The organism is Nocardia lijiangensis NBRC 108240 (assembly GCF_001613045.1).
GTDB classification, from domain to species: domain Bacteria; phylum Actinomycetota; class Actinomycetes; order Mycobacteriales; family Mycobacteriaceae; genus Nocardia; species Nocardia lijiangensis.
In genome coordinates, this window is the sequence record NZ_BDBP01000069.1 from 26,459 (window position 1) to 46,495 (window position 20,037).

Annotated in this window: 18 protein-coding genes; 8 read left to right on the forward strand and 10 right to left on the reverse strand. The window is 70.2% G+C overall.

Features of this window, described 5'->3' with window-relative positions; translation table 11 throughout:
• The first annotated feature begins 22 nt into the window (after nucleotides 1–22).
• From NL1_RS24325 to NL1_RS24335, 3 genes are all read left to right on the forward strand, one after another.
• Nucleotides 23–1,735, forward strand: a complete 1,713-nt coding sequence (locus NL1_RS24325; RefSeq protein ID WP_067843700.1) for an ABC transporter substrate-binding protein — start codon at nucleotides 23–25, stop codon at nucleotides 1,733–1,735.
• A gap of 37 nt (nucleotides 1,736–1,772) precedes the next feature.
• A complete protein-coding gene (locus tag NL1_RS24330; protein WP_067843703.1) occupies nucleotides 1,773–2,345 on the forward strand; it encodes an adenine phosphoribosyltransferase in 573 nt (190 codons plus the stop codon).
• A 168-nt stretch (nucleotides 2,346–2,513) separates the two neighbouring features.
• A complete protein-coding gene (locus tag NL1_RS24335; protein ID WP_067843787.1) occupies nucleotides 2,514–4,529 on the forward strand; it encodes a CocE/NonD family hydrolase in 2,016 nt (671 codons plus the stop codon).
• 90 nt (nucleotides 4,530–4,619) lie between these two features.
• On the opposite strand, the gene NL1_RS24340 is transcribed toward NL1_RS24335, so the two are convergent.
• On the reverse strand, nucleotides 4,620–5,033 hold the full coding sequence (locus NL1_RS24340; RefSeq protein ID WP_084510911.1) for a nuclear transport factor 2 family protein: 414 nt from the start codon (nucleotides 5,031–5,033) through the stop codon (nucleotides 4,620–4,622).
• Between the two features lie 93 nt (nucleotides 5,034–5,126).
• Between NL1_RS24340 and NL1_RS24345 the strand changes: the two genes are divergently transcribed.
• The 4 genes from NL1_RS24345 to NL1_RS24360 all read left to right on the forward strand — a co-directional run bounded on the left by NL1_RS24345 (nucleotide 5,127) and on the right by NL1_RS24360 (nucleotide 8,837).
• Nucleotides 5,127–5,627, forward strand: a complete 501-nt coding sequence (locus NL1_RS24345; protein WP_067843706.1) for a winged helix-turn-helix transcriptional regulator — start codon at nucleotides 5,127–5,129, stop codon at nucleotides 5,625–5,627.
• 192 nt (nucleotides 5,628–5,819) lie between these two features.
• A complete protein-coding gene (locus NL1_RS24350) occupies nucleotides 5,820–7,439 on the forward strand; it encodes an ABC-F family ATP-binding cassette domain-containing protein (protein ID WP_067843716.1) in 1,620 nt (539 codons plus the stop codon).
• A 103-nt stretch (nucleotides 7,440–7,542) separates the two neighbouring features.
• Nucleotides 7,543–7,779, forward strand: a complete 237-nt coding sequence (locus NL1_RS24355; RefSeq protein ID WP_067843718.1) for an excalibur calcium-binding domain-containing protein — start codon at nucleotides 7,543–7,545, stop codon at nucleotides 7,777–7,779.
• A 266-nt stretch (nucleotides 7,780–8,045) separates the two neighbouring features.
• Nucleotides 8,046–8,837, forward strand: coding sequence for a class I SAM-dependent methyltransferase (locus tag NL1_RS24360; RefSeq protein ID WP_067843720.1), 792 nt, complete (start codon nucleotides 8,046–8,048; stop codon nucleotides 8,835–8,837).
• Between the two features lie 23 nt (nucleotides 8,838–8,860).
• Here the strand turns inward: NL1_RS24360 and NL1_RS24365 are convergent, their stop codons facing one another.
• From NL1_RS24365 to NL1_RS24400, 8 genes are all read right to left on the reverse strand, one after another.
• Nucleotides 8,861–10,039: an acyl-CoA dehydrogenase family protein gene (locus NL1_RS24365; RefSeq protein ID WP_067843723.1), complete on the reverse strand. Its 1,179-nt coding sequence runs from the start codon at nucleotides 10,037–10,039 to the stop codon at nucleotides 8,861–8,863.
• Nucleotides 10,036–11,409, reverse strand: a complete 1,374-nt coding sequence (locus tag NL1_RS24370; protein WP_067843726.1) for an FAD-binding oxidoreductase — start codon at nucleotides 11,407–11,409, stop codon at nucleotides 10,036–10,038. Before NL1_RS24370 ends, NL1_RS24365 begins: the two co-directional genes overlap by 4 nt.
• Nucleotides 11,410–11,728: 319 nt before the next feature.
• A complete protein-coding gene (locus tag NL1_RS24375; protein ID WP_067843729.1) occupies nucleotides 11,729–12,052 on the reverse strand; it encodes an avidin-fold protein in 324 nt (107 codons plus the stop codon).
• Nucleotides 12,049–13,347: an ATP-grasp domain-containing protein gene (locus NL1_RS24380; protein ID WP_067843732.1), complete on the reverse strand. Its 1,299-nt coding sequence runs from the start codon at nucleotides 13,345–13,347 to the stop codon at nucleotides 12,049–12,051. Before NL1_RS24380 ends, NL1_RS24375 begins: the two co-directional genes overlap by 4 nt.
• Before the next feature lie 17 nt (nucleotides 13,348–13,364).
• Nucleotides 13,365–14,408 (reverse strand): NAD(P)/FAD-dependent oxidoreductase, encoded by a 1,044-nt coding sequence (locus tag NL1_RS24385; RefSeq protein WP_067843735.1) that lies wholly within the window; start codon nucleotides 14,406–14,408, stop codon nucleotides 13,365–13,367.
• 1 nt (nucleotide 14,409) lies between these two features.
• The gene (locus NL1_RS24390) at nucleotides 14,410–15,954 is read right to left on the reverse strand and encodes a class I tRNA ligase family protein (RefSeq protein ID WP_067843737.1); all 1,545 of its coding nucleotides are present in this window, start codon (nucleotides 15,952–15,954) and stop codon (nucleotides 14,410–14,412) included.
• Nucleotides 15,951–16,367, reverse strand: coding sequence for a cupin domain-containing protein (locus NL1_RS24395; RefSeq protein WP_218024481.1), 417 nt, complete (start codon nucleotides 16,365–16,367; stop codon nucleotides 15,951–15,953). Before NL1_RS24395 ends, NL1_RS24390 begins: the two co-directional genes overlap by 4 nt.
• Nucleotides 16,364–17,659, reverse strand: a complete 1,296-nt coding sequence (locus tag NL1_RS24400) for a lysine N(6)-hydroxylase/L-ornithine N(5)-oxygenase family protein (protein ID WP_067843739.1) — start codon at nucleotides 17,657–17,659, stop codon at nucleotides 16,364–16,366. The genes NL1_RS24395 and NL1_RS24400 overlap by 4 nt, the downstream gene beginning before the upstream one ends.
• A gap of 202 nt (nucleotides 17,660–17,861) precedes the next feature.
• On the opposite strand from NL1_RS24400, the gene NL1_RS24405 reads away from it, so the two are divergent.
• Nucleotides 17,862–19,466, forward strand: coding sequence for a peptide ABC transporter substrate-binding protein (locus tag NL1_RS24405; protein WP_084510912.1), 1,605 nt, complete (start codon nucleotides 17,862–17,864; stop codon nucleotides 19,464–19,466).
• Between the two features lie 74 nt (nucleotides 19,467–19,540).
• Here the strand turns inward: NL1_RS24405 and NL1_RS24410 are convergent, their stop codons facing one another.
• The gene (locus tag NL1_RS24410) at nucleotides 19,541–19,990 is read right to left on the reverse strand and encodes a TIGR03667 family PPOX class F420-dependent oxidoreductase (RefSeq protein WP_067843740.1); all 450 of its coding nucleotides are present in this window, start codon (nucleotides 19,988–19,990) and stop codon (nucleotides 19,541–19,543) included.
• Between the last annotated feature and the right edge of the window lie 47 nt (nucleotides 19,991–20,037).

A 20,037-nucleotide genomic window follows, 5' to 3' on the forward strand; every position in this document is an offset into this window, starting at 1 on the left:
ACACAGTAGGGGGTTTCGTTCCATGCGACAGCCACGCAGCGTTGCGGTGCGTCTGATAGGAGCGGCCGCCGTGGGCGCCCTGGCCGCCGGCTCGGTGGCCGGGTGCTCCGGTCAGAACCAGGTTCCCTCCATCGGCTATGCCGTCGATGCCGTGATCGCCAGCTACAACGGCGGCAGCACGCTCGGCGCGAGCAGCGGCTCGGCGGCGGTGTTCCAGCGGGTGCTGACCGGGTTCTTCTACACCGGGCCCGACGGGCAGCAGGTCGCCGACACCGATTTCGGCACCGCCAAGGAGGTGCCCGGCGAGTCCCAGACCATCCAGTACCGGCTCAACCCCGACGGCGTGTACTCCGACGGGGTGCCCACCTCCTGCGACGATCTGGTGCTGACCTGGGCCGCGCACAGCGGGCGGTTCACCAAACCCGGCTCCGTTCCGCTCTTCGACGCCGCCGACACCGCGGGCTACGCGGATATCGAGCGGGTCGACTGCCAGCCGGGCTCCAAGGACGCCACCGTGGTGTTCCGCCCGGACCGGCGGTTCGTCCCGTGGCGCGACCTGTTCACCGCGGGCGAGGTAATGCCCGCGCACGTGGCCGCGCGGGTGGCCGGCGTGCCGAATGTGGTGTCGGCTCTGCAATCCGGTGATCCCGGCGCGGTGCAGCGGCTGGCCGACTTCTGGAATACCGGGTGGACCCTCGGCGCCGAGGGCCTCGACCTCTCGCGGTTCCCGGCCTCGGGTCCCTACCGGATCGAATCCTTCGACCCGAAGAACGGCTTGGTGCTGATCGCCAACGAACGCTGGTGGGGCAACAAGGCCGAGACCGGACGCATCGTCGTGTTCGACAAGACCGCCGACCTGAAGGCCAAGGTCTCCGACAACTCCGTGAGCGTGGTCGACGTCGGCGCGAACTCGGTGGCAGACCTCGATCTCGGCGGCTTCTCGTCTAAGACGGTGCCCGGCCGCGGCGCCGAGCAACTGGTGCTCGCCACCGCGGGCGTGTTCGGTTCGGTGGAGGCGCGCCGTGCCTTCGCGCTGTGCGTGCCGCGCCAGGCCCTGTTCGACACGCTGGGCAAGGCCGCCGACGTGCCGGACACCGGCCTCGGCGCCGGACCGCTGAATGCCCGTCTCACGCAGCAGGATTCGCTGTTCTACCCCGCGACGACCGGCGCTGCCGAGCGGTACCGCGGCACCGACATCTCCGCGGCCACCGCCACGCTGGCCGCCGGGCGCGCGGCCAATCCGACGGTCCGCATCGGTTATCTCGCTCCCGACGAGCGGCGCGCCAGGACCGTGCAGATGATCGCCGAGGCGTGCAGGCCCGCGGGCATCACCGTGGTGGACGCGGGCGCGCCCGACTTCCGTCCCGGCCAGCTCACCGAGGGGCGCGTCGACGCCGTTCTGTCGAGCACCGCGGCGGCGCCCGGCCCGGCCGGTTCGCTGACCGGCGTGGCGGCGACCAGCGCATTGCGCACCGGTAACGGGCTCAATTTCGGGCGATTCGGAAACGGCCGCTACGATGCGATCACCGATCAGCTTGTGGCCGACGACAACTCGGCCGCGCAGCTGGGTCTGCTGACCGAGGCCGAGAATCTGTTGTGGTCGGAGATGCCGAGCATTCCCCTGTTCGCCACTCCGCGCACGATCGCTTTCGGCGAAGGTCTGCACAACGGTGCGGCCGGTCCCACCCAGGGTGGCACCGGCTGGAACATGGACCGCTGGGTGTTGCGGCGGTGACAGGTGTTGGTGGGTGAGTGATCATGGAGAGGTGTCGATGAGTAAGCACGCGGCGGTGGAGTCCGATCAGATCGTTGCCGAGCGGACCGCCAAAGCGGCCGAGCTGGTCGAACGCCTGACCCGCTGGCGCGACGATTTCCCGACGCCCGGCGTTCGCTTCGCCGACCTCACGCCCGTCTTCGCCGACCCCGAGGGCTTCCGCGCGGTCATCGATTGCCTCGCCGCCTGCGCGCCGGACGCGGACCTGGTCGCCGGGGTGGACGCGCGCGGCTTCCTGCTCGGCGCGGGCGTCGCCGCCACTCTCGGCACCGGAGTCCTGGCCGTTCGCAAGGCGGGCAAGCTGCCACCGCCCGTGCTCACGCGCGAGTACAGCCTCGAGTACGGCACCGCCGCCCTGGAGATCCCGGGTGAGGGCGTCGACCTGAAGGGGCGGCGGGTGCTGCTGCTCGATGACGTGCTCGCCACCGGCGGCACACTGGCCGCCGCCGCGGACCTGTTCCTCGCGGCGGGCGCCGAGATCGTCTCGGCCGCCGTCGTTCTCGAGCTGAGCTTCCTGGAGGGCCGGAGCCGTCAGGGGGACTACCCGCTGACCTCCATCGTCCGGCTCTGATCTCGCCGGCGACGGTTGACGTGGCATGTTTCGACGTGCCGACCGGCCCGTAGATCCCGTATCCCCCGGTAGCTGATTGCTATCGTCCCTGTCGTTCTCGAGTGATCGGTGACGATGGAGAGGGTAGGGGTGGCCAGGACGTTGCAGCCGCGTGCGCTGTCGGGCTCGATGATCAGATCCGCGATCGGCGCGGTCGCGGTCGTGCTGGCGGTGGTCGCCGTCGGGGTGTATCACCCATCCCCGCAGCAGCCGGATCTAACTCTCACCGACCGGTGGACCGAACTGCACGACGGGCCGCAGCCGTACTCCGATGTGAACATCCAGTGGGACGTCCCGATCGCCATGAGCGACGGCGTCGTCCTCAAGGCCAATGTGTACCGGCCCGCGCGGACCGGCGGGGCGGTGGAGTCGCAGCCGCTGCCGACGATCGTGAATCTCACGCCCTACACCAAGCTCTTGACGAATCTCATCGATTCGGCGTTGGCGATTCCGGGCCTGCAGCCGCTCACGCTGGATCTCGTGCGGCGGACCAACGTTTCGGGCACGCCGTACACCGGATTCGGCGATCTGCTGCACGCGCTGGACGGCGGAACCGTGCAGACCGTGCTCGGCATCGATCGCAAGCTGATCCGCAGCGGCTACAACCTCGTCGTGGTCGACGTCCGCGGCACCGGTTTCTCGCAGGGCGCCTGGGAGACTCTGGGCGAGCGCGAACAGCTCGACACGCGTGAGGTGATCGACTGGGCCGCGGTGCAGCCCTGGTCCAACGGCAAGGTCGCGATGAGCGGCGGGTCCTATGCGGGCATCAACCAGTTGCGGGCCGCCGAGGACGCGCCCGCCCCGTTGAAGGCGATCTTCCCGGTGGAGCCGGGCAGCGACCTGATGCGTGACGTGGTGGCCCCCGGCGGCGGCATCGGCACCACCTTCCTGCCGATGTGGCTCAACAACGTCAACCAGCTGAAGCTGATCCCCGACGTCTCCTCGATGCTGAAAGGCACGTTCGACTGGCAGTGGTTCCACGAGCGGATGTCGGATCCGGGCACCCACTTCGACCTGCTCGCCCAAGCGCTGCTGACGCCGACGCTGGAGGACGTTCCGCCCGCACTGGCGGCTGCGCTCGACGCCGACAGCCCGTTCCGGCGGGGCATCCTCGGCCATCCGGAGCGGGTGAACGTCCCGGCCTTCGTCTACGGCGGCTGGCACGACATCTTCGCCAACAGCGCCACCACGCTGTACAACGCGATACCGCTGCCCGAAAACCAGAAGAAGCTCGTCGTCGGCGACACCTACCACGCCAATCCCGGAGCGGGCACCGGTGTGCCCGGCGCCCCGCCCCGGCTGGACGTACTGCAGCGCGCCTGGTTCGACAAGTGGCTCAAGGACATCGACAACGGCATCGAGGGATACGGTCCGGTCGTGGTCTGGGAGCAGGGTGGCAGCTGGATCACCTTGGAGCGCTTCCCGCAGCCCGGCGTCGTGCACCGTCGCGTCTATCTGTCGGCGCAGGCCAGCGGCACCGCGGGCGACGTGGTGCACGACGGCTCGTTGATCGCGACCCATCCGGCCGACGCGCAGATGCTCACCGTCGCGCCCGGTCTCACCACGATCTGCTCCCGCGACACCGCCCAGGCCTCGGCGGGCCTCAGCGCGTTCGTGGACAGGTGCACCAAGGACTCTCGGGTCGCCGAACGCAATGCGCTCACCTTCACCAGTCCGCCGGTCGCCGAGGCGACCGTGATCTCCGGGCCGATCAACGTGCACCTCAACACCGTGCACGACGCGAACGACGGCTACTGGAACGTCACCGTCAACGACGTCTCGCCCGACGGAACGTCGCGGGTACTGACCACCGGCCAGCTGACCGCCTCGATGCGCGCCGTCGACGAGTCCAAAAGCGCCCGCTCGCCCTCCGGCGACTACACCGCGCCGCACAACCCGATCACCCTGGACAGCATGCTGCCGGTTGTCCCCGGCGAACCGGTCGCGCTCGACATCGCCGTCATTCCCACCCAGGCGGTGCTCCAACCCGGCCATCGGTTGCGGATCGACGTCTTCGCGGGCAACTCGCCGAAGGCGCTCGCGTTCCGGCCGATGCTCAACAACACCGAGTTCAAACCGCAGTACCTGAGCATCGATCCGGACGCGCCCAGCTTCGTCAACCTGCCCACCGATCGCCCGCTGTAGGCGTACCTCCGCCCTCGTTCCGGCCGTGCGCGGATCGAGGGCGGACTACGTCCGGCGGCGCCCAAGGCCGGATCGGGCGACCGCGGCGTGCTAGTGGGCGGCCCGCGCCCGGCGCATCACCTGCGGGTAGCGCAGCAGGCCGGGGCCGAGCTTCGCCGCCAGGAAACTCAGCGCGAGCCAGGGGCGCAGGTGCGGATCGAGCCTGCGGATGCGGCCGTCCTCGGCGAGGTCGAGGACCATGGCCTCGGTCATCCGGAACGGGCCGACCTTCGCCTCGGCCAGCAGCACCCGGCGCGCGCCGTCGCCGAGACGCGCGGTCCAGCGCAGCCCGGAGATGCCTCGGTAGACCACGGTCAGCAGGATCCGCAGGTCGTCGTGCCCGCGGAAGACGAGGGTGCCCGAGATCGGTGAGTGCAGCTCGGCGTCCGGGGCGAGCGTGTCCATCAGGGCATCGATATCGGCGGTCTCGGTCGCCGCACAGAACTGGTCCACCACGTCCGACATGTCTTCGCATCCTTCTGTTGGTCGCATCGGTCGATCGCCTGGGCGCCAACGTAATCGAGTCACTTGCTTTTTGCAACGGACTAGACTGGGGCAGTGGCCAAGGCTGACCTTTCCGAGATCGTCTGCTCGATCGCCCGCACGCTGGACGCGGTGGGGGAGCGGTGGACGCCGCTGATCTTGCGTGATCTGTTCGTCGGGATGACCCGCTTCGAGGACATCCGCCGCGATCTCGGCATCGCCTCGAACGTGCTATCCACCCGGCTGGACACCCTGCGGGCGCACGGCATCGTCGAATCCCGGGTCTACCGAACGAATCCGGTGCGGCAGGAGTATCTGCTCACCGGCAAGGGGCGCGATCTGTATCCGGTGCTGGCGACGCTGATCGCGTGGGGCGACAAGTGGAGCGCGGGGACGGAGGGCCCGCCCGTGGTCACCGTCCACCGGTCGTGCGGGCAGCACGCGTCGGGGGTGGTGGTGTGCGAGGAATGTGGTGAACCGCTCACCGCCGAGTCGGTGCACTGGCAGTCGGGGCCCGGCGCGCGGCGGGGGCCGGGGACGATGCTGGTGGGTGACTTCATCGAGGCCGCCGAATGATTCCGCGACCAGGCCGGTAATGCCGCCGCCGATATTGTGAGCGAAATTGCACTGGCACGATCGCCCCGTGTGTGTCTAACCTGGACGAGTCTTGTCCCCGTCGATCGGAGCATGTGTTGATTTCTTGAGGTAGCGCTTTCGGGCGGCCCGCGTTCGCGCGCCGCGTTTCCGTCGCAACCTCAGGGGTTCCGCATGACCTTTCTGTCTCTTTCCGATCTCACGTTCTCCTGGCCGGACGGCACCCCGGTGTTCGACAGCCTCGGCGCGGTGTTCCCGGCCGGGCACATCGGCTTGGTCGGCGTCAACGGCGCCGGGAAATCCACCCTGCTGCGGCTGATCGCGGGTGAGCTGACGCCCGCGCGCGGATCGGCCACGGTGGCCGGGCATCTCGGCTATCTGCGCCAGGACCTCGGGCTGGCCGACGGTCAGCGGGTCGACGCCGTGCTCGGCATCGATGCGGTGCGAAAGGCCTTGCACCGCATCGAATCCGGTGCGGGCGACGAGCGCGATTTCGAGACCGTCGGCGCCGCATGGGATGTCGAGGAGCGGGCCGTCGCGCTATTGGGCAGGCTCGGTCTGCACTACGTGGCGGATTCGGCCGAGGGGCTGGACCGCCGCCTGGACACGCTGTCCGGCGGCGAGACCGTCCTGCTCGGGCTGGTGGCCGAACTGCTCGCCGAACCGGACGTCCTGTTGCTCGACGAGCCGACCAACAACTTGGATCACGTTGCGCGCGAACGCCTCTACGAGGTGATCGGGCAGTTCTCCGGGACGGTGCTCACGGTCAGCCACGATCGCGAACTGCTCGAGCGGATGACCGCCATCGCGGAGCTGCGGACCGGCGAGCTGCGGCTGTTCGGCGGGAACTACAGCGACTACGAGCGCGTCGTCGAGGCCGAACAGCAGGCGGCGCGGTCCGCGGTGCGCGACGCACGCAACGATGTGCGCAGGCAGGCGCAGGAACTGGCGGAGACGCGCATCAAACTCGACCGCAGGCAGCGCTACGGCAAGAAGCAGGCCGACAACATGCCGAAGATCCTGGTCGGGGCGCGCAAGCGCGCGGCGCAGGTGTCGGCGGGCAAGCTGCGCAACACCCACATCGAGCGGCTGGACACCGCCAAGGAACAGCTCCAGCAGGCGGAGGAACTGGTCCGCGACGACAAGGAGATCCGCATCGACCTGCCCGGCACCCGGCTCTACCCGGGGCAGGAGGTGCTCGCGCTGGACGAGGTGACGCTGGCCTGCGGGCCGACGGTGACGCTGCGGGTGTCGGGGCCCGAGCGGATCGCGCTCACCGGACGCAACGGGATCGGCAAATCGACGCTGCTGCGCCGGATCGCGGACGCACCGCCCACGGTGGCGTGGCGGATGCTGCCGCAACGGCTCGACCTGTTCGACGAGAGCCGCTCGGTGTTCGAGAACGTGTCCGCCGCCGCGCCGCACGCGACGCCGCTGCAGGTCCGTTCCCGCTTGGCGCGCTTTCTGTTTCGCGGCGGCGACGCCGACGTCGCGGCGGGCGCGCTGTCGGGCGGTGAGCGGTTGCGGGCCGCCCTCGCCATGCTCCTGCTGGCCGACCCGGCGCCGCGTCTGCTGCTGCTCGACGAGCCGACCAACAACCTCGATCTGCCCAGCCTGCACCACCTGACCCAGGCGCTGGCCGGATTCGAGGGCGCGCTGATCGTGGTCAGCCACGACCCGCGTTTCCTCGACGACATCGGGGTCACCCGGCGGCTCGAACTCACCGAGGACGGGCTGGTCGACGCCGACAGAATCGCCGGCGACGAGGCGCCGGAGCCGGATCCGGTGGTCTGACGTGCGCGCCTTGCGCGCAGGCGCTTCCGCCTGGCAATATGTCCGGGTCGTCCGATTCGGGATGAAAAGTACTGTCGGGCAGACGCTTCCGCGGCGCCCCGTAATGAAGGGGGTCGACCCGGTGCAGTTCGCCCGACGCCTCGCCACCACGTTCTTCGCCGCCGCGGCCCTGGTCGCGCTGGGCTCCGCCGCCGCGGGAACGGCCCAGTCGGAGCCGTACTACAAGAACTGCGCCGAGGTCCGCGCCGCGGGCAAGGCCCCCCTGCACGAGGGCGAACCGGGCTACGCCGAGCACCTGGACCGCGACCGCGACGGCATCGCCTGCGAATCGAAGCGCTGATCCCTGATCCGCAGGCCGGTCGTGGCGCCATCGCCGGACGGGGCGGCGGTAGCGAGGGAGGCGGGTCGGTGACGCTGGTGGAAGGTGGCACTTTCTGCCTGTCGAACCGACGTCGGAGCGCGGCAAACCGCCGCGGGGACGGGCGCCGTCGGCCGGAGCCGAGGCGTCTTCGCCGGGCGAGCGATCTACAGCGAGCGAAGGCGCCCGATCGCGGCCGGGACGAGCGGCAGTGGTCCGAGCCGAGACGGCGGTCGTAGGATCGGTGGATGGCGGGCGAGCGACAATCCCGGTGGCTCGGCGCGGAGTACACGGAGACTTCCGCGCATCACCGCGCGGTGGACGAATGGTTCCTGACGCGGATCCGGCCCGAGCCGGAGGACACCGTCGTCGACCTCGGATGCGGTAGTGGTGAGTTCACCGCCGTTCTCGCCGAGTCGGTGCCACGCGGCCGCGTGATCGGGGTGGACGACGATCCGTCCATGCTCGCGGCAGCGGACCGGTTCTCGGCGCCGAACCTCGAGTTCGTGCGCGCCTCGGCCACCGAGTTCGATCGGCATCTCGAGCCGGGCGTCGCCGATCTGGTGGTGAGCCGGTCGATGCTGCACTGGCTCGCGGTCGCGGAGTATCCCGCGGTGTTCGCCGCGGTGTACCGGACGCTGCGACCGGGCGGCTGGTTCCACTCCGAATCCGGCGGCGCGGGGAACACGGCGGGCCTGATGGCGCTGCTCGAGCGCATCGCGGTCGCCAACGAGCTGCGGCCGCCCGCGCCGTTTCCGGACGCCGGAACCGTGTTCGACATGCTCCGGACCACGGGGTTCGACATTCCGGCCGACGGCGTGCGCACGGTCGCCCAGCTGCGCCCGTTCACCCGCGCCCAGCTCGCCGACATGGTGCGCACGACGGCGTCCGTTTCCCTCACCCGCCAGGTCGATGGCCCCGACACCCATCACCTGGTCGACGAGCTCGTCGCGGCCACCGACGACCTGCTCCGCTCGGACGGCACCTACGACCAGACCTTCGTCCGCCTCGAAATCCTCGTCCGCCGCCCTTCGGAGTGAACCGGCACTTCGTCGACCGGCGCTCAGCTCACCAGGCCGAGGCACAGCTTGAACGACGGCGTGCCGCCCATCAGGTACGCGCCCGCGGACTGCAGGATGCGGTCCTGGGCGACGATGTGCTGGCACATGGTGTTGGTGTCGCGCAACCAGCGATCCAGCGGCGACGGCCGGTAGATGGAGGCCGTCTGACGCAGGTCGTAGAGGCGGCCGACGATGGTGCGGGCGGTGCGGAAGGCGTGCAGGCGGGAGAGGGGCAGTGCGGCGCGCTCGGTCGGAGTGAACTCATCGAGTGTGCCTCCCGCGCCGAGGATTTCCCACTGGCGCCGCAGCGCCGCGTAGACGCCGGAACGGGCGGCGTGCAGGTCGGCCTCGCATTCGGCGATGGTCACCTGGACGCGGTAATCGTCGGCCTTGGCGGCGGATTCGGCGCGCGCGTAGTCGAGCGCGGCGCGCGCGACGCCCAACGGAACGGCGGGCATGTTGCGCATGTGCACCTCGGGCTGGCCGAGCGGCCCGAAACCGTGTCGCACGGAAGCGAACTCGAGCGTGTGCTCCTCGGGAACGAACACCTCGGCGATGCGGTAGTCGCAGCTGCCGCTGCCCGCCAGGCCCGTGGTGTGCCAGGTGTCGACGATCTCCACCTGCGCGCGCGGCACCATGAACAGCCGCGAATCCGGTGCGCCCGAGGCGTCGCGTTCGGGCTCGCCGTCGCGAACGACGAACGCGCCGGACACCACCCAGTCGGCGTGGGTGATGCCGCTGCCGAACTGCCAGCGGCCGCTGAGCCGGAACCCGCCGGGGACGCGCTCGGCGCGGCCGGTCGGGAACAGCAGGCCCGCGGTCACCATGTCCAGGCTCGGGAACATCTCCTTGGCGACCGTCTCGTCCAGGAACCGGGCGTAGAGGCCGGTGTCGGAGCCGATCATGGCGCACCAGCCGACCGAGGCGTCGCCGTAGGCCAGCGCCTCGACCACCTCGGTCTGCTCGATCGAGGTGAGTTCGGGCCCGCCCCAGTCGCGGGCGAACGCCATACGGAAGACGCCCGCGTCGCGCAGCAGCTCGACGATATCGCCGGGCAGGCGGCGGGCGGCCTCGATCTCCTCGGCGCGCTCGCGCAGCTGCGGCGCCAGCGCCTGGGCGCGGGCCAGGATCTCGGCGCCGGAGCCGAGCGGTGAGGTGCGGGGTTCGTCGACGAGGGTCATCCTCGGATCTCCTTGCTGAGCGGGGTGATCGCCTGGGGGAAACGGAAGAAGCCGTCCGGGTCGTACCGGTGCTTCAGCCGCGCCAGGCGGGGGTGGTTCGGTCCGTAGTAGGCGGACAGGTCGGTGAGGGCGGGGTCGGTGAAGTTCACGTACGCGGCGTCGGTGGCGTATCGGCCCATCTCCTCGTAGAGGCCGTCGAGCCATTCGAGGTTGCACCACACCGTCTGCGCCGAATCGGTGTCGCTCCACGAGGTGTCCATGGAAACGAGGAACAGCGTGTCGCGGTGCGGGAAGGCGGTGTCGCCGACGGGGATTCGGTTGATCGCGCCGCCCCAGGTGAACAGCGCGACCCCGGCGCCGTCGGGATTGGCGCTGCCCGGCCAGTGATCGACGGCATCGATCACGACGTCGATTCCGGCCTCGGTCAGCGGTTTCGGCGTGCACCTGGTGCGCACCGCGAAGGGGTCGCCGGAGGTCTCGTGGTGCAGGAAGTCCTTGGCCTGCCAGTAGTCGCGATCGGCGATGTCCACCCGGTGCGGCGTGGCGGTCGCGAGCGCGGGTTCGAGCAGTTCGCGCAATTCCGATGCGGGACCGAGGTGTTGGCCGATCACCGAGACCACGCCGGATGCGTCGCCCGCGCGGCTCGCGCCGATGCGCGCCGCGAACTCGTCGGGCGCGGCCGCCATGATCTCCTGCATGACCGCGAGCACGCGCCGCGCGTCGCTCCACTCCCACAGCAGCAGGCAGGTCGAGCTGAGGACGATGGGGCGGGCCTGGAACGTGAACGACGTGTTCACCCCGAGGTTTCCGCCGCCGCCACCGCGGCAGGCCCAGAACAGGTCGGCGTTCTCGCGCGCGTTGCAGCGCAGCGTGGTGCCGTCGGCCAGCACGATCTCGGTCTCCACCAACGCGTCCGCGGTGAGCCCGAACGCGCGCGACACCGCGGCCACGCCGCCGCCGAGCACCAGCCCGCCGATGCCGACCTGATTCGAATTGCCCAGCGGCACAGCAAGATCGTGCTGCTGCAACGCGGCGTACACCGCACCGTTGGTGGCGCCGCCGCCGACGGTCACCAGCCCGTTCGCCGCGTCGACCCGCACGTCGCCCAGGCCACGCAGGTCGAGCACCAGCCCGGTGCCGACCGAATGACCCGCGTAGCTGTGCCCGCCGCCGCGCGCCACCAGCGGCACGTCTTCCTCGCGCGCCCAGCGAATGGCGCGCGCCACGTCGGCTGTGTCGCGCACCGATAGCACCGCGCTGGGCTGGATGTCGGCGTAGCGCTTGTTGAACGGGACGCTGGCCGCCCCGAAGCCGTCGTCGCCGGGGTAGCGCACCGTCCCCGCGCCGAGGTGATCCAGACTCGCGATCATCGGCCTACCTCTGCCGAGGTCGCGCGGCCGTAACCGTCGAAGGCGGCGAAGTCCGGCGTACCGCGTCCGATCGCCGCCCAGCGACGACCGGACCCGCGGCTCGCCGCAGCCGACCGATCCGCGTCATCGATTCCATTGCCGGACAGAGTGACTCGTCGAGCCGTATGGGCCGTGGTTCGTTCCGCCTGATCCATCGCAGCCCGCCATACCGAGGCGGGGCTCTCGTCGATCGTGTTGCCAGGCAATGCCGACGCCCGGTCTTCCTCGACGCGGGCGGACTCATCCCACGGTCGCGCCCCGAACCTTCGCAGCAGCCGGTTCATCGGATCTCCTCCAGGTAGGAGATCCCGCTGCTCGGGTTGGCCCCGTAGCGTTCCCATTCCTCGCGCAGCCGCAGCGGGCCGCCGTCGGAGGGTTCGGGCTCCGAACGCGTGAAGCCCGAAACGATATCGCCGCCGTGCAGCACCATCGTGTAGGCCAGGTGCAGCACCCCATCGGCGTCGCACAGGCCGTTGAGCGCGCCGCGGCGCACCTTGCCGCCCGCGAAGACCGCCCACACCAGATCGCCGCGCTGGTGGTACCGCGCGACGACCCCGTCGTCGCTGTCCGGGTTACGGAACCGGCGGCCGTCGTAATCGATCATTTGTCGGCGTCCAGGAGTCCGGCGGGCAGGGTGAACGCGGAGCCGGGCGCGAGCGGTTCCAGCGGATCGCCGACCAGTTCGACCGAAGCGCTTGCCGCCTTGAGCAATTCGGTGCAGCGCGGGGCGTCGGCGGCCTCGCACACGACGAACGAATGCCGGGCGATGTAGCCGCCGGGCGGCAGCCGCAGCTCGGCGCCGGGCTCCACCATCGCGGCGGCGGTGACGAGACCGGGCGCGTGCTCGGGCACCGTCACCGAGCGCACCAGGGTGTCGCGTTCGGGGTAGCCGAACCGAATGCCCGCCGCGGCCTTGCGGGTCGGGCCGGTCGAGGGCCGGTGGCCGGTGGCGACGTCGACCAGCACCTCGCCGGGGTCGATGCCGGTGGCGATCTTGCCGAGGAATGGGATCAGGTCGCCGCCGAGGCGGCCGTTGACCTCGATGATGAGCGGGCCGCGCGCGGTCAATCGCACCTCCGAGTGCGTGATGCCGTTCTCCACCCCGAGTTCGCGGTGCGCGGCGGCCAGCGTGCCGATCAGGGTCTCGTCGTCCAGCAGCGGGTCGGCCGCGTCGACGAGGTGACCGAGCTCCTCGAAGTAGGGCTCCAACCCGGTTCGCTTGCGCGCCAGGAACATCGGCAGGTACTCGCCCTTGTAGACGGCGGCGTCGATGCTGATCTCCGGTCCGACCGCGAACTCCTCCACGATCGCGGTGCCGCGGAACGGCTCGTCGCCGATGGTGCTCGCGCCGGTGGCGGTGGCGAAGGCGGCGTCGAGTTCGGTGCGGTCGGCGGCCAGCACCACGCCCATGCTCGCGCCGAGCGCCTGCGGCTTCACCACTACCGGATAGCCGATGCGGTCGGCGGCCGCCCGCGCCTGCTCGAGCGTGCCGGTGAGCTCGAAACGGGGCTGGACGAGGCCGGCGTTGGTGAGCACCGAGCGGGTCCGGTTCTTGTCGCGGCAGCCGCGCACCCCGGTGGCGGTGAGCCCGGGCACACCGAACTCGTCGGCCATGTCGGCGGCGGGCTGGACCAGCGGCTCGTCCCAGCACAGCACGCCGACCACCCGTCTGCGGGCGGCGACCTTGCGCGCCTCGGCGGCCAGGAGGGCGTGATCGAAGACGTTGGCGACCACGATCTCGTCGAAATAGGCGTGCTGCCAGGTGGGTTCGATGTTGTTGAGCAGCACCAGGTCCAGGCCGCGGGAGCGGGCCCGCGCCGTGACCGAGCGCACCAGGTATTCCCGGTAGAGGCGCAGTCCGCTGCCGATCACCAGCAGTACGTCGTTGGTGGGGGTCATGGTTGTTCCTTTGCGCATCAGGCGGCCGGTCGGGCGGCCGCAAGCTCTACGAGGTGGTCGGCGACCAGCGGGGCGGTGCGGAACCCGTCGCCGCCGGTGGCGGCGCGGGCCACGACCGCGGGTCCCGGCCGGGCGAGGGTGGCGCCGCCGGTCGCGGCGTCGACGGTGTAGTGGCACTGCTTGACCGCGGCGATCCGGTACCGGTGCGCGTCGGTGAGCACTCGAGTCACGTAGTCCGTTGCCGCACCGAGGCTTTCGGCGTCCTCGCCGAGGTTCTCGACGATGCGGCACAGCCGCGAGGAGCTGAGCTTGAGCAGGGTGCCCGCCCCGGGCGGCATGAGCCAGCCGGTGCCGTCCGCGCCGATCCGCCCGGCGCTGGGCGCCTGCTCCCACCACGCGGCCAGATCCGCGGGCGGTCGCAGGTAGACGGTGGTCTGCCGGTGCAGCACCGTCGGCACGTCGACGAGTTCGCCCGTCCACGCCCCGGTCGCCAGCAGCACCAGATCACCGGTGAGCCGGGTGCCGTCGCGCAACCGGAGCCGGGCGGCGTCGGTGTCCACGTCGACCACCTGCCGCCAAGGCAGCAAGGTAACCGCGGGGTGCGCGCGCAGCCAGCGGGCGGCGGCGTGCAGCACCCGTTCGGCGAGCAGCACACCGGCATCGGCCTCCAGCAGCCCCCAGTGACCCGCGGGAAATACGATGTGCGGCAGCGCCTTCGGCTCCACCACGGTCACGGGAAGTCCGCCGCGGTGGGCCACGTCCACCACGGCGTCGATCGAGGCGGCGGGCCAGCCGGTGACCACGCCGATACGCCGGTAGAAGTGGCCGCCAAGCAGCGCTTGCAGCCGCAGCCAGCGCCGGTGCAGCGCCGCCGCGGCGGCGGTGGCGCCCGGGTCGCCGGGGCTCAGCGCCCGCACGGCCCGGTGGTGATCGAACGAACTCGACGCCGGGTTCGGGATCGGGCCCCGATCCACCACCGTGACCCGGTGCCCGGCCCGCGCGCAGCGCACGGCCGCGATCAGGCCGGTGACACCGGCGCCCGCGATGACGACGTCGGTCATGTCAGGCCCTCACCGCTGACAGGCGAGGCAGCCGGACCGGTTCGATGACGCTGCGCCGGGCCACTTCTCGCAGATCGGTTCCCGGCAGCATGTCCGAGCCCGCCAGCGCCGCCTCGGCCAGATCGACGAGCAGCGGCGCAGCGCAACGCACCAGTATGTCGGCCTGGTGGCAGAAGTCCCCGCCGTCGATGACCGGCGCGCGGTCCAGCCGGGCGAGCTGCTGGGTCAGCGTTTCGGCGACCCGGTTCAGGCTGAACCCGGGCAGCTCGTAGGCCGCGCGGAACCGCTCGACCATGCGCAGCGCGTCGGACCTGCCCCGATCCGAGACCGGCAAACCGCCGCGCCACACCCAGTCGTCGGCCTTGGCGGCCACCCGGTTCCACGGCTCGACGAGCCGGGTCTTGGTGAGCGCCACCAGTTCGTCGTGGCTGAAGCTGGTCCGCTGGAATTCCGGGCTGTTGCCCGCGAGGTGGAAGCGGATCAGATCGCGCGGCGCCTGCGCCGCCAGATCGCGGCCCCACACCAGGTGTCCCCGGCTTGTCGAGAACTTCTCGTGACGCAGCTCGTAGAACTCGTTGGTGAGGAACAGTTTCGGCAGCGCGTAGTCGCCGAGGGCAAGCAGCATCGCCAGCCCGGAGATCCCGAACGGGTGGATGTTGTCGATGCCGAGGAAGTAGACGATCTCCGCCGCGGCCTCGGGACGCCACAGCGCGTCCTCCGAACCCGGTTCCAGGCCACGGTTTTCGGCGGCCAGCATGGTGCAGTACATCGTCCACGCGACCGGCTCGGCGTTCGGATTCACCACCTGTCCCGGCACATCCGGAGCCGGGATACCCCAGGAGACCGGGTATGTGACCGGGAAGTCCGGCATCGGCCGGTCCAGCAGCTCGGCCACCACCTGCGCCGCGTGCGGGCGCAGCAGTCCGGCGGCCTGGGCGAAGTGGGCGCGCAGCCGCTCCCGATAGTCCTCCAGCGGGAGGACGAGCACCTCGACCTCGCGGATCTCCAGCGGCTCGCCGGGGTTCCTCGTCGACCGCGGATCGAGCAGCTCGCCCGCGGTCACCGCGTGCCCGCAGCTCTCGCACAGTCCCGCGCAGCTGTCGGTCAGGCAGACCGGGCAAGCGCCGGCGACGTGCCCGTCCACCAGGTACTCGCCGGTCCTCGGCGCGTACGGGAACGGCATCGGCCGCACGCGCAGTGCGCCTTTGGCGCGCAGTTCCGTGACGACCCGCGTGACGTACGAGGTGAAGCGCCGCTCCCACCCGGTGAAGGCGTCGACGGCGATGCCCAGCGCCGCCAGCGTCGCCTCGACCTCCTTGGCGGCACGCTCGACGAGCGCCTGCGGCTCGAGGCCGAGCCGGTGCGCGGTGGTGGTGACGTAGGTGGAGGTGTCCTGCACACCGGTGCCGAACAGCACCTCCCGTCCGGTCGCCCTGGCGTAGCGGGTGTAGACGTCGGCGGCGAGGAAGGGGCCTGCGATGTGCCCGAGGTGCAGATCGCCGTTGGCGGTCGGCGCGGGGGAGATGATGAGGGTGGGCCCGTTCACGACGTCACCGAATCTTCCTGCTGCCCAGCCGGATTCGTCTCCTGCGACGATCCGGCTTCGTGCCTGCGCGCGAATTCGGCCGACATGTCGGTGTCCCACCAGAGCGCGTACCACTCGAAATCGGTGGTCCCGGCATTGCGCACGTGATGGGTCGTGCCGGGAATCAGGTGGGCCAGATCGCCCGCCACGAATTCGCGCTGCTCGCCGTCCACGTCGAGGACCGCGCGGCCCGTCAGCGCGATGAACAGCTCGTACTCGTGGTGGGCGTGCGCGGTGGAGACGTCGCCGGGGCGCAGCACGCACCACGCGCCCTCGAACGGCGCGTTGAGCCCGGGCCACGGCAGCAGGCGTTCGGAGGCGACGCCGTAGGCCTCGGTCAGGCCGTCCCGGTTCAGGCTGCGGATCTCGATCATGCCGTGCGGCTTTCCGGGAAGGCGCCCGCGGTGACGTGGCGGCGGTCGAGCATGTCGTCGACGATGTCCTGCGAGCGGTGCGCGAGCACGCTGATCAGGGTGTCGGAGATGCCGTGCGTCTGTTCGTTGACGCCCTGCAGATACACCGCGCCCCAGGCGGATTCGCCGAGATCGAGGCGGTAGCGGCGGCTCACCGAGACCTCGTCGAGGCCGAGGCGATCCGCGAGATCGCGGACCAGCGCGGGCATCTGCTGCTCGTAGCCGGTACCGAGCAGCACCACGTCGCAGCGCAGCGGCTCGATCTTGCCGTTCTTGAGGTCGCGCAGCTCGAGCACCACCTCGTCGCCGTCCATGCGCGCACCGACCACCTCGGTCATCGAGCGGACGGTGGAGCGCTCCTTGCCGAGCATGCGCTGCTGGTACAGCATGGCGTAGATCTCGTCGAGGAACGGCGGGGCCAGGCCCGCGTAGTTGGTCAGGTGCACCTCGTCGAGGATGCGGCCGCGCACGTCGGCCTCGGAGTGATAGAACTCGTCGACGAAGGACGGGAAGAACAGCTCGTTGACGAACTTGCTCGTCTGGTAGTTCTGCAGGCCGATCGAGCGCATGACGATGACCGGCGCGCTCTGCGGCAGATCGGTGTGCAGCGCCATGAACATCTCCGCGGCGCTCTGCGCGCCGCCCACCACGACCGGCCGGATCGGGCGGCCTGCGGGCAGCTCCGCCACCCGGGTGCAGTACTGGGTGCTGTGAATCACCCTGTCGGCGGGCAGGTTCCGGAAGACCTCGGGAACGTGCGCGTCGCGGCCGGTGCCGATGACCAGATCGCGGCAGTCGACGGTGTCGCCGTCGGCGAGGGTGACGGTCCAGCCGACGAGCCTGCCGTCGCCGGTGCGGCGGGGCTCGACCGAGGTGACCCGGGCGTCGTAGCGCACCGAGACGTGCTCCAGCGAATGCGCCACCCACTGCTGATAGTCCGACAGCTCCCACCGGTAAGGGTTGAAGGTGGCCAGGTTGACGAACTCGTCCAAGCGCCTGCGCTCGAACAGGAAGTTGAGGAAGGAGAACCGGCTGCGCGGATTGCGCAGGGTCACCAGGTCTTTGAGGAACGACACCTGGCTGCGCGCCCACGGAAGCAACAGGTTGCGCTGCCATTTCACGTCGGGATGCTGCTCGAGCAGCAGGGTCCGCTGGGCCAGCCGCGGCGCGTCGGATTCCTCGAGCGCGACAGCCAGCGCGAGGTTGGCGGGACCGGCGCCGATGGCCAGGACGTCGACTTCGTGATCGCTCACATTTCCACCTGAGTCTCGATGGTTACCACTTGCTCCGATCCAGTGAATGCGCTGCGCGCGTTGACCGAAACCCGCGTGCCGATCTGCACGACAACCTGTCGAAACGGCGGCCGTTCGGCCGCTCCGAGCGCCCTGACAGTCGATTGAATGTTCTTCCGGCGCAGCACCGCCGATCAATTCCGAGCTCTGCTGAGCTGGCCAGATGAGCATCTCGACCAGATCACTAGCGCTCCGCGCCGCCGCGGGGATCACCGTTCTCGCGTCCGCCGCGCTGCTCACCGTCGCCTGCGACAGTTCGCCGCGCGCGAACGCTCCCGACCGGGGCGTCATCAGCTACAACGGAACCGAACCGGAGAACCCGCTGATCCCCGGCGACGCCACCGAACGCGACAGCGTCAAGATCGTGAACGCGCTGTTCACCGGGCTCGTCGAATACGACACGGCCACCGCCGAACCCCGCAACGCGGTGGCCGAATCCATCGCCACCGCCGACTCGCGCGTCTACGCCATCACTCTCGCGCCGGGCTGGACCTTCCACGACGGAACACCGGTCACCGCTGAGAGTTTCGTGGATGCCTGGAACTACACCGCCTACGGGCCGAACAAACTGCAGGGCGCGACCTACCTGTCGCACATCCAGGGCTACGAGGCGCTGCAAGACGGCTCGGCGCGGCAGTTCTCGGGACTGCGGATCATCGACGACCGCAGGTTCGAGGTCACCCTGGCGGCCCCGTTCTCCGCCTTCCCGACCCAGCTCGGCTACGCCGCGTTCTTCCCGCTGCCCGCCGGCTTCTTCGCCGACCGGGCCGCGTTCGAGACGCACCCCGTCGGCAACGGACCCTTCCGGTTCGTCTCGCACACACCGGGCGAGAACATCGTCGTGCGCCGGTACGACGCCTACGGCGGCGCCCGCAAGCCGCACATCGAGGGCGTCGAATTCCGGTTCTACAAGGCGCTAGAGGACGCCTACGCCGACGTGGTCGCGAACAAACTGGATTACCTCGACTTCGTGCCCGCCGACGCGCTCGCGGGCGGCCGGTACAAATCCGAGTTGTCCGGACGGAATCTGTCGCACACCTATCTGGGCGTGCAATCCGTGTCGTTCCCGCTCTACGACCCCCGATACGCGGATCCGCGCTTGCGGCAGGCGATTTCGATGGCCATCGACCGGAAGTACGTGGTGGACACGGCCTTCGACGGCGACAAGATCCTGGCCGACGGACTGGTGCCGTCCGCGGTGCCCGGTCACGTCGCAGGACAGTGCGGGCAACTGTGCGGGTACCACCCCGAACGCGCGCGCGAGCTGTTCGAATCGACCGGCTTCGCGGGGCCGATCGAACTGACCTCGAACGACGACTCGGCCAATCAGGTGTGGATGGACGCGGCCTGCGCGACAATTGGCAAAGCCCTCGGCCGGGAGTGCCGGTACGCGCCGGTGCCCACGTTCGGCGAATTCCGGACGTTGATCAACGACCGCCGCATGTCGACGATCTTCCGCTCCGGCTGGGTCGCCGACTATCCCTCCATCGAGAACTTCCTCAACCCGATCTACCGCACCGGCGCCGCGGTGAACGGCACGGCGTACTCCAGCCCGGAGGTCGACGCGCTGCTGGCGAGCGCGGACGCCGCGCCGACCGAGCGCGAGGGGTGGGTGCTCTACCAGCGGGCCGAGCGGCGGATCCTGCAGGACATGCCCGCGATCCCGCTGTGGTTCCAGAAGGTGCAGTCCGGCTGGTCGAACCGGACCAGAGACGTCGCCGTCTCGCAGCTGCTGCAACTGGACCTGTTCGCGGTAAAGGTGGACTGACCGCGCCGGACACGACAAAGGCGGCGGCGTGTGAAACGCCGCCGCCTTTCGCTGTGCCGGAACGGAATTCGCCGCTAGTCCAGTGCGCTCACCGAGCCGCTGCTGTACAGCCGCCGCGGCGTGATGACCAGGGCCGCGGAGAACATCGCGGCGAACTCCGCCGGGGCGCCGAACATCGCGCCGATGCGTTCGGCGTACTTCGCCGCGTAGTGCGGCTCCCGGTCCGCGGGCGGCAGGTCGGGGGCGAGCTCGGCGGTGCCTTCCAGGCGCACGATGTCGCGGCCGATGTCGGTGACGTCCAGGCCGAGGCTCACATTCGGGTTGGCCGCCACATTGCGCAGCTTCTGCTTGCCCGGCTGGCTGTAGACCAGGATCGTCTCGTCCTCGCGCAGCAGGAACCAGACCGGCACGCTGTCGGGCCTGCCGTCCGGGCGGACCGTCGTGAGCCACGCGATGAGATTGCTGCGCAGCCTGCCCTCGACATACGCGCGGCGACCGGCGGGAAGGTGGGATGTCAGGTTCATGGATGCCTTCGTCTCGTACGAAAGTGCCTGTTCGGCAGGGGATGTCG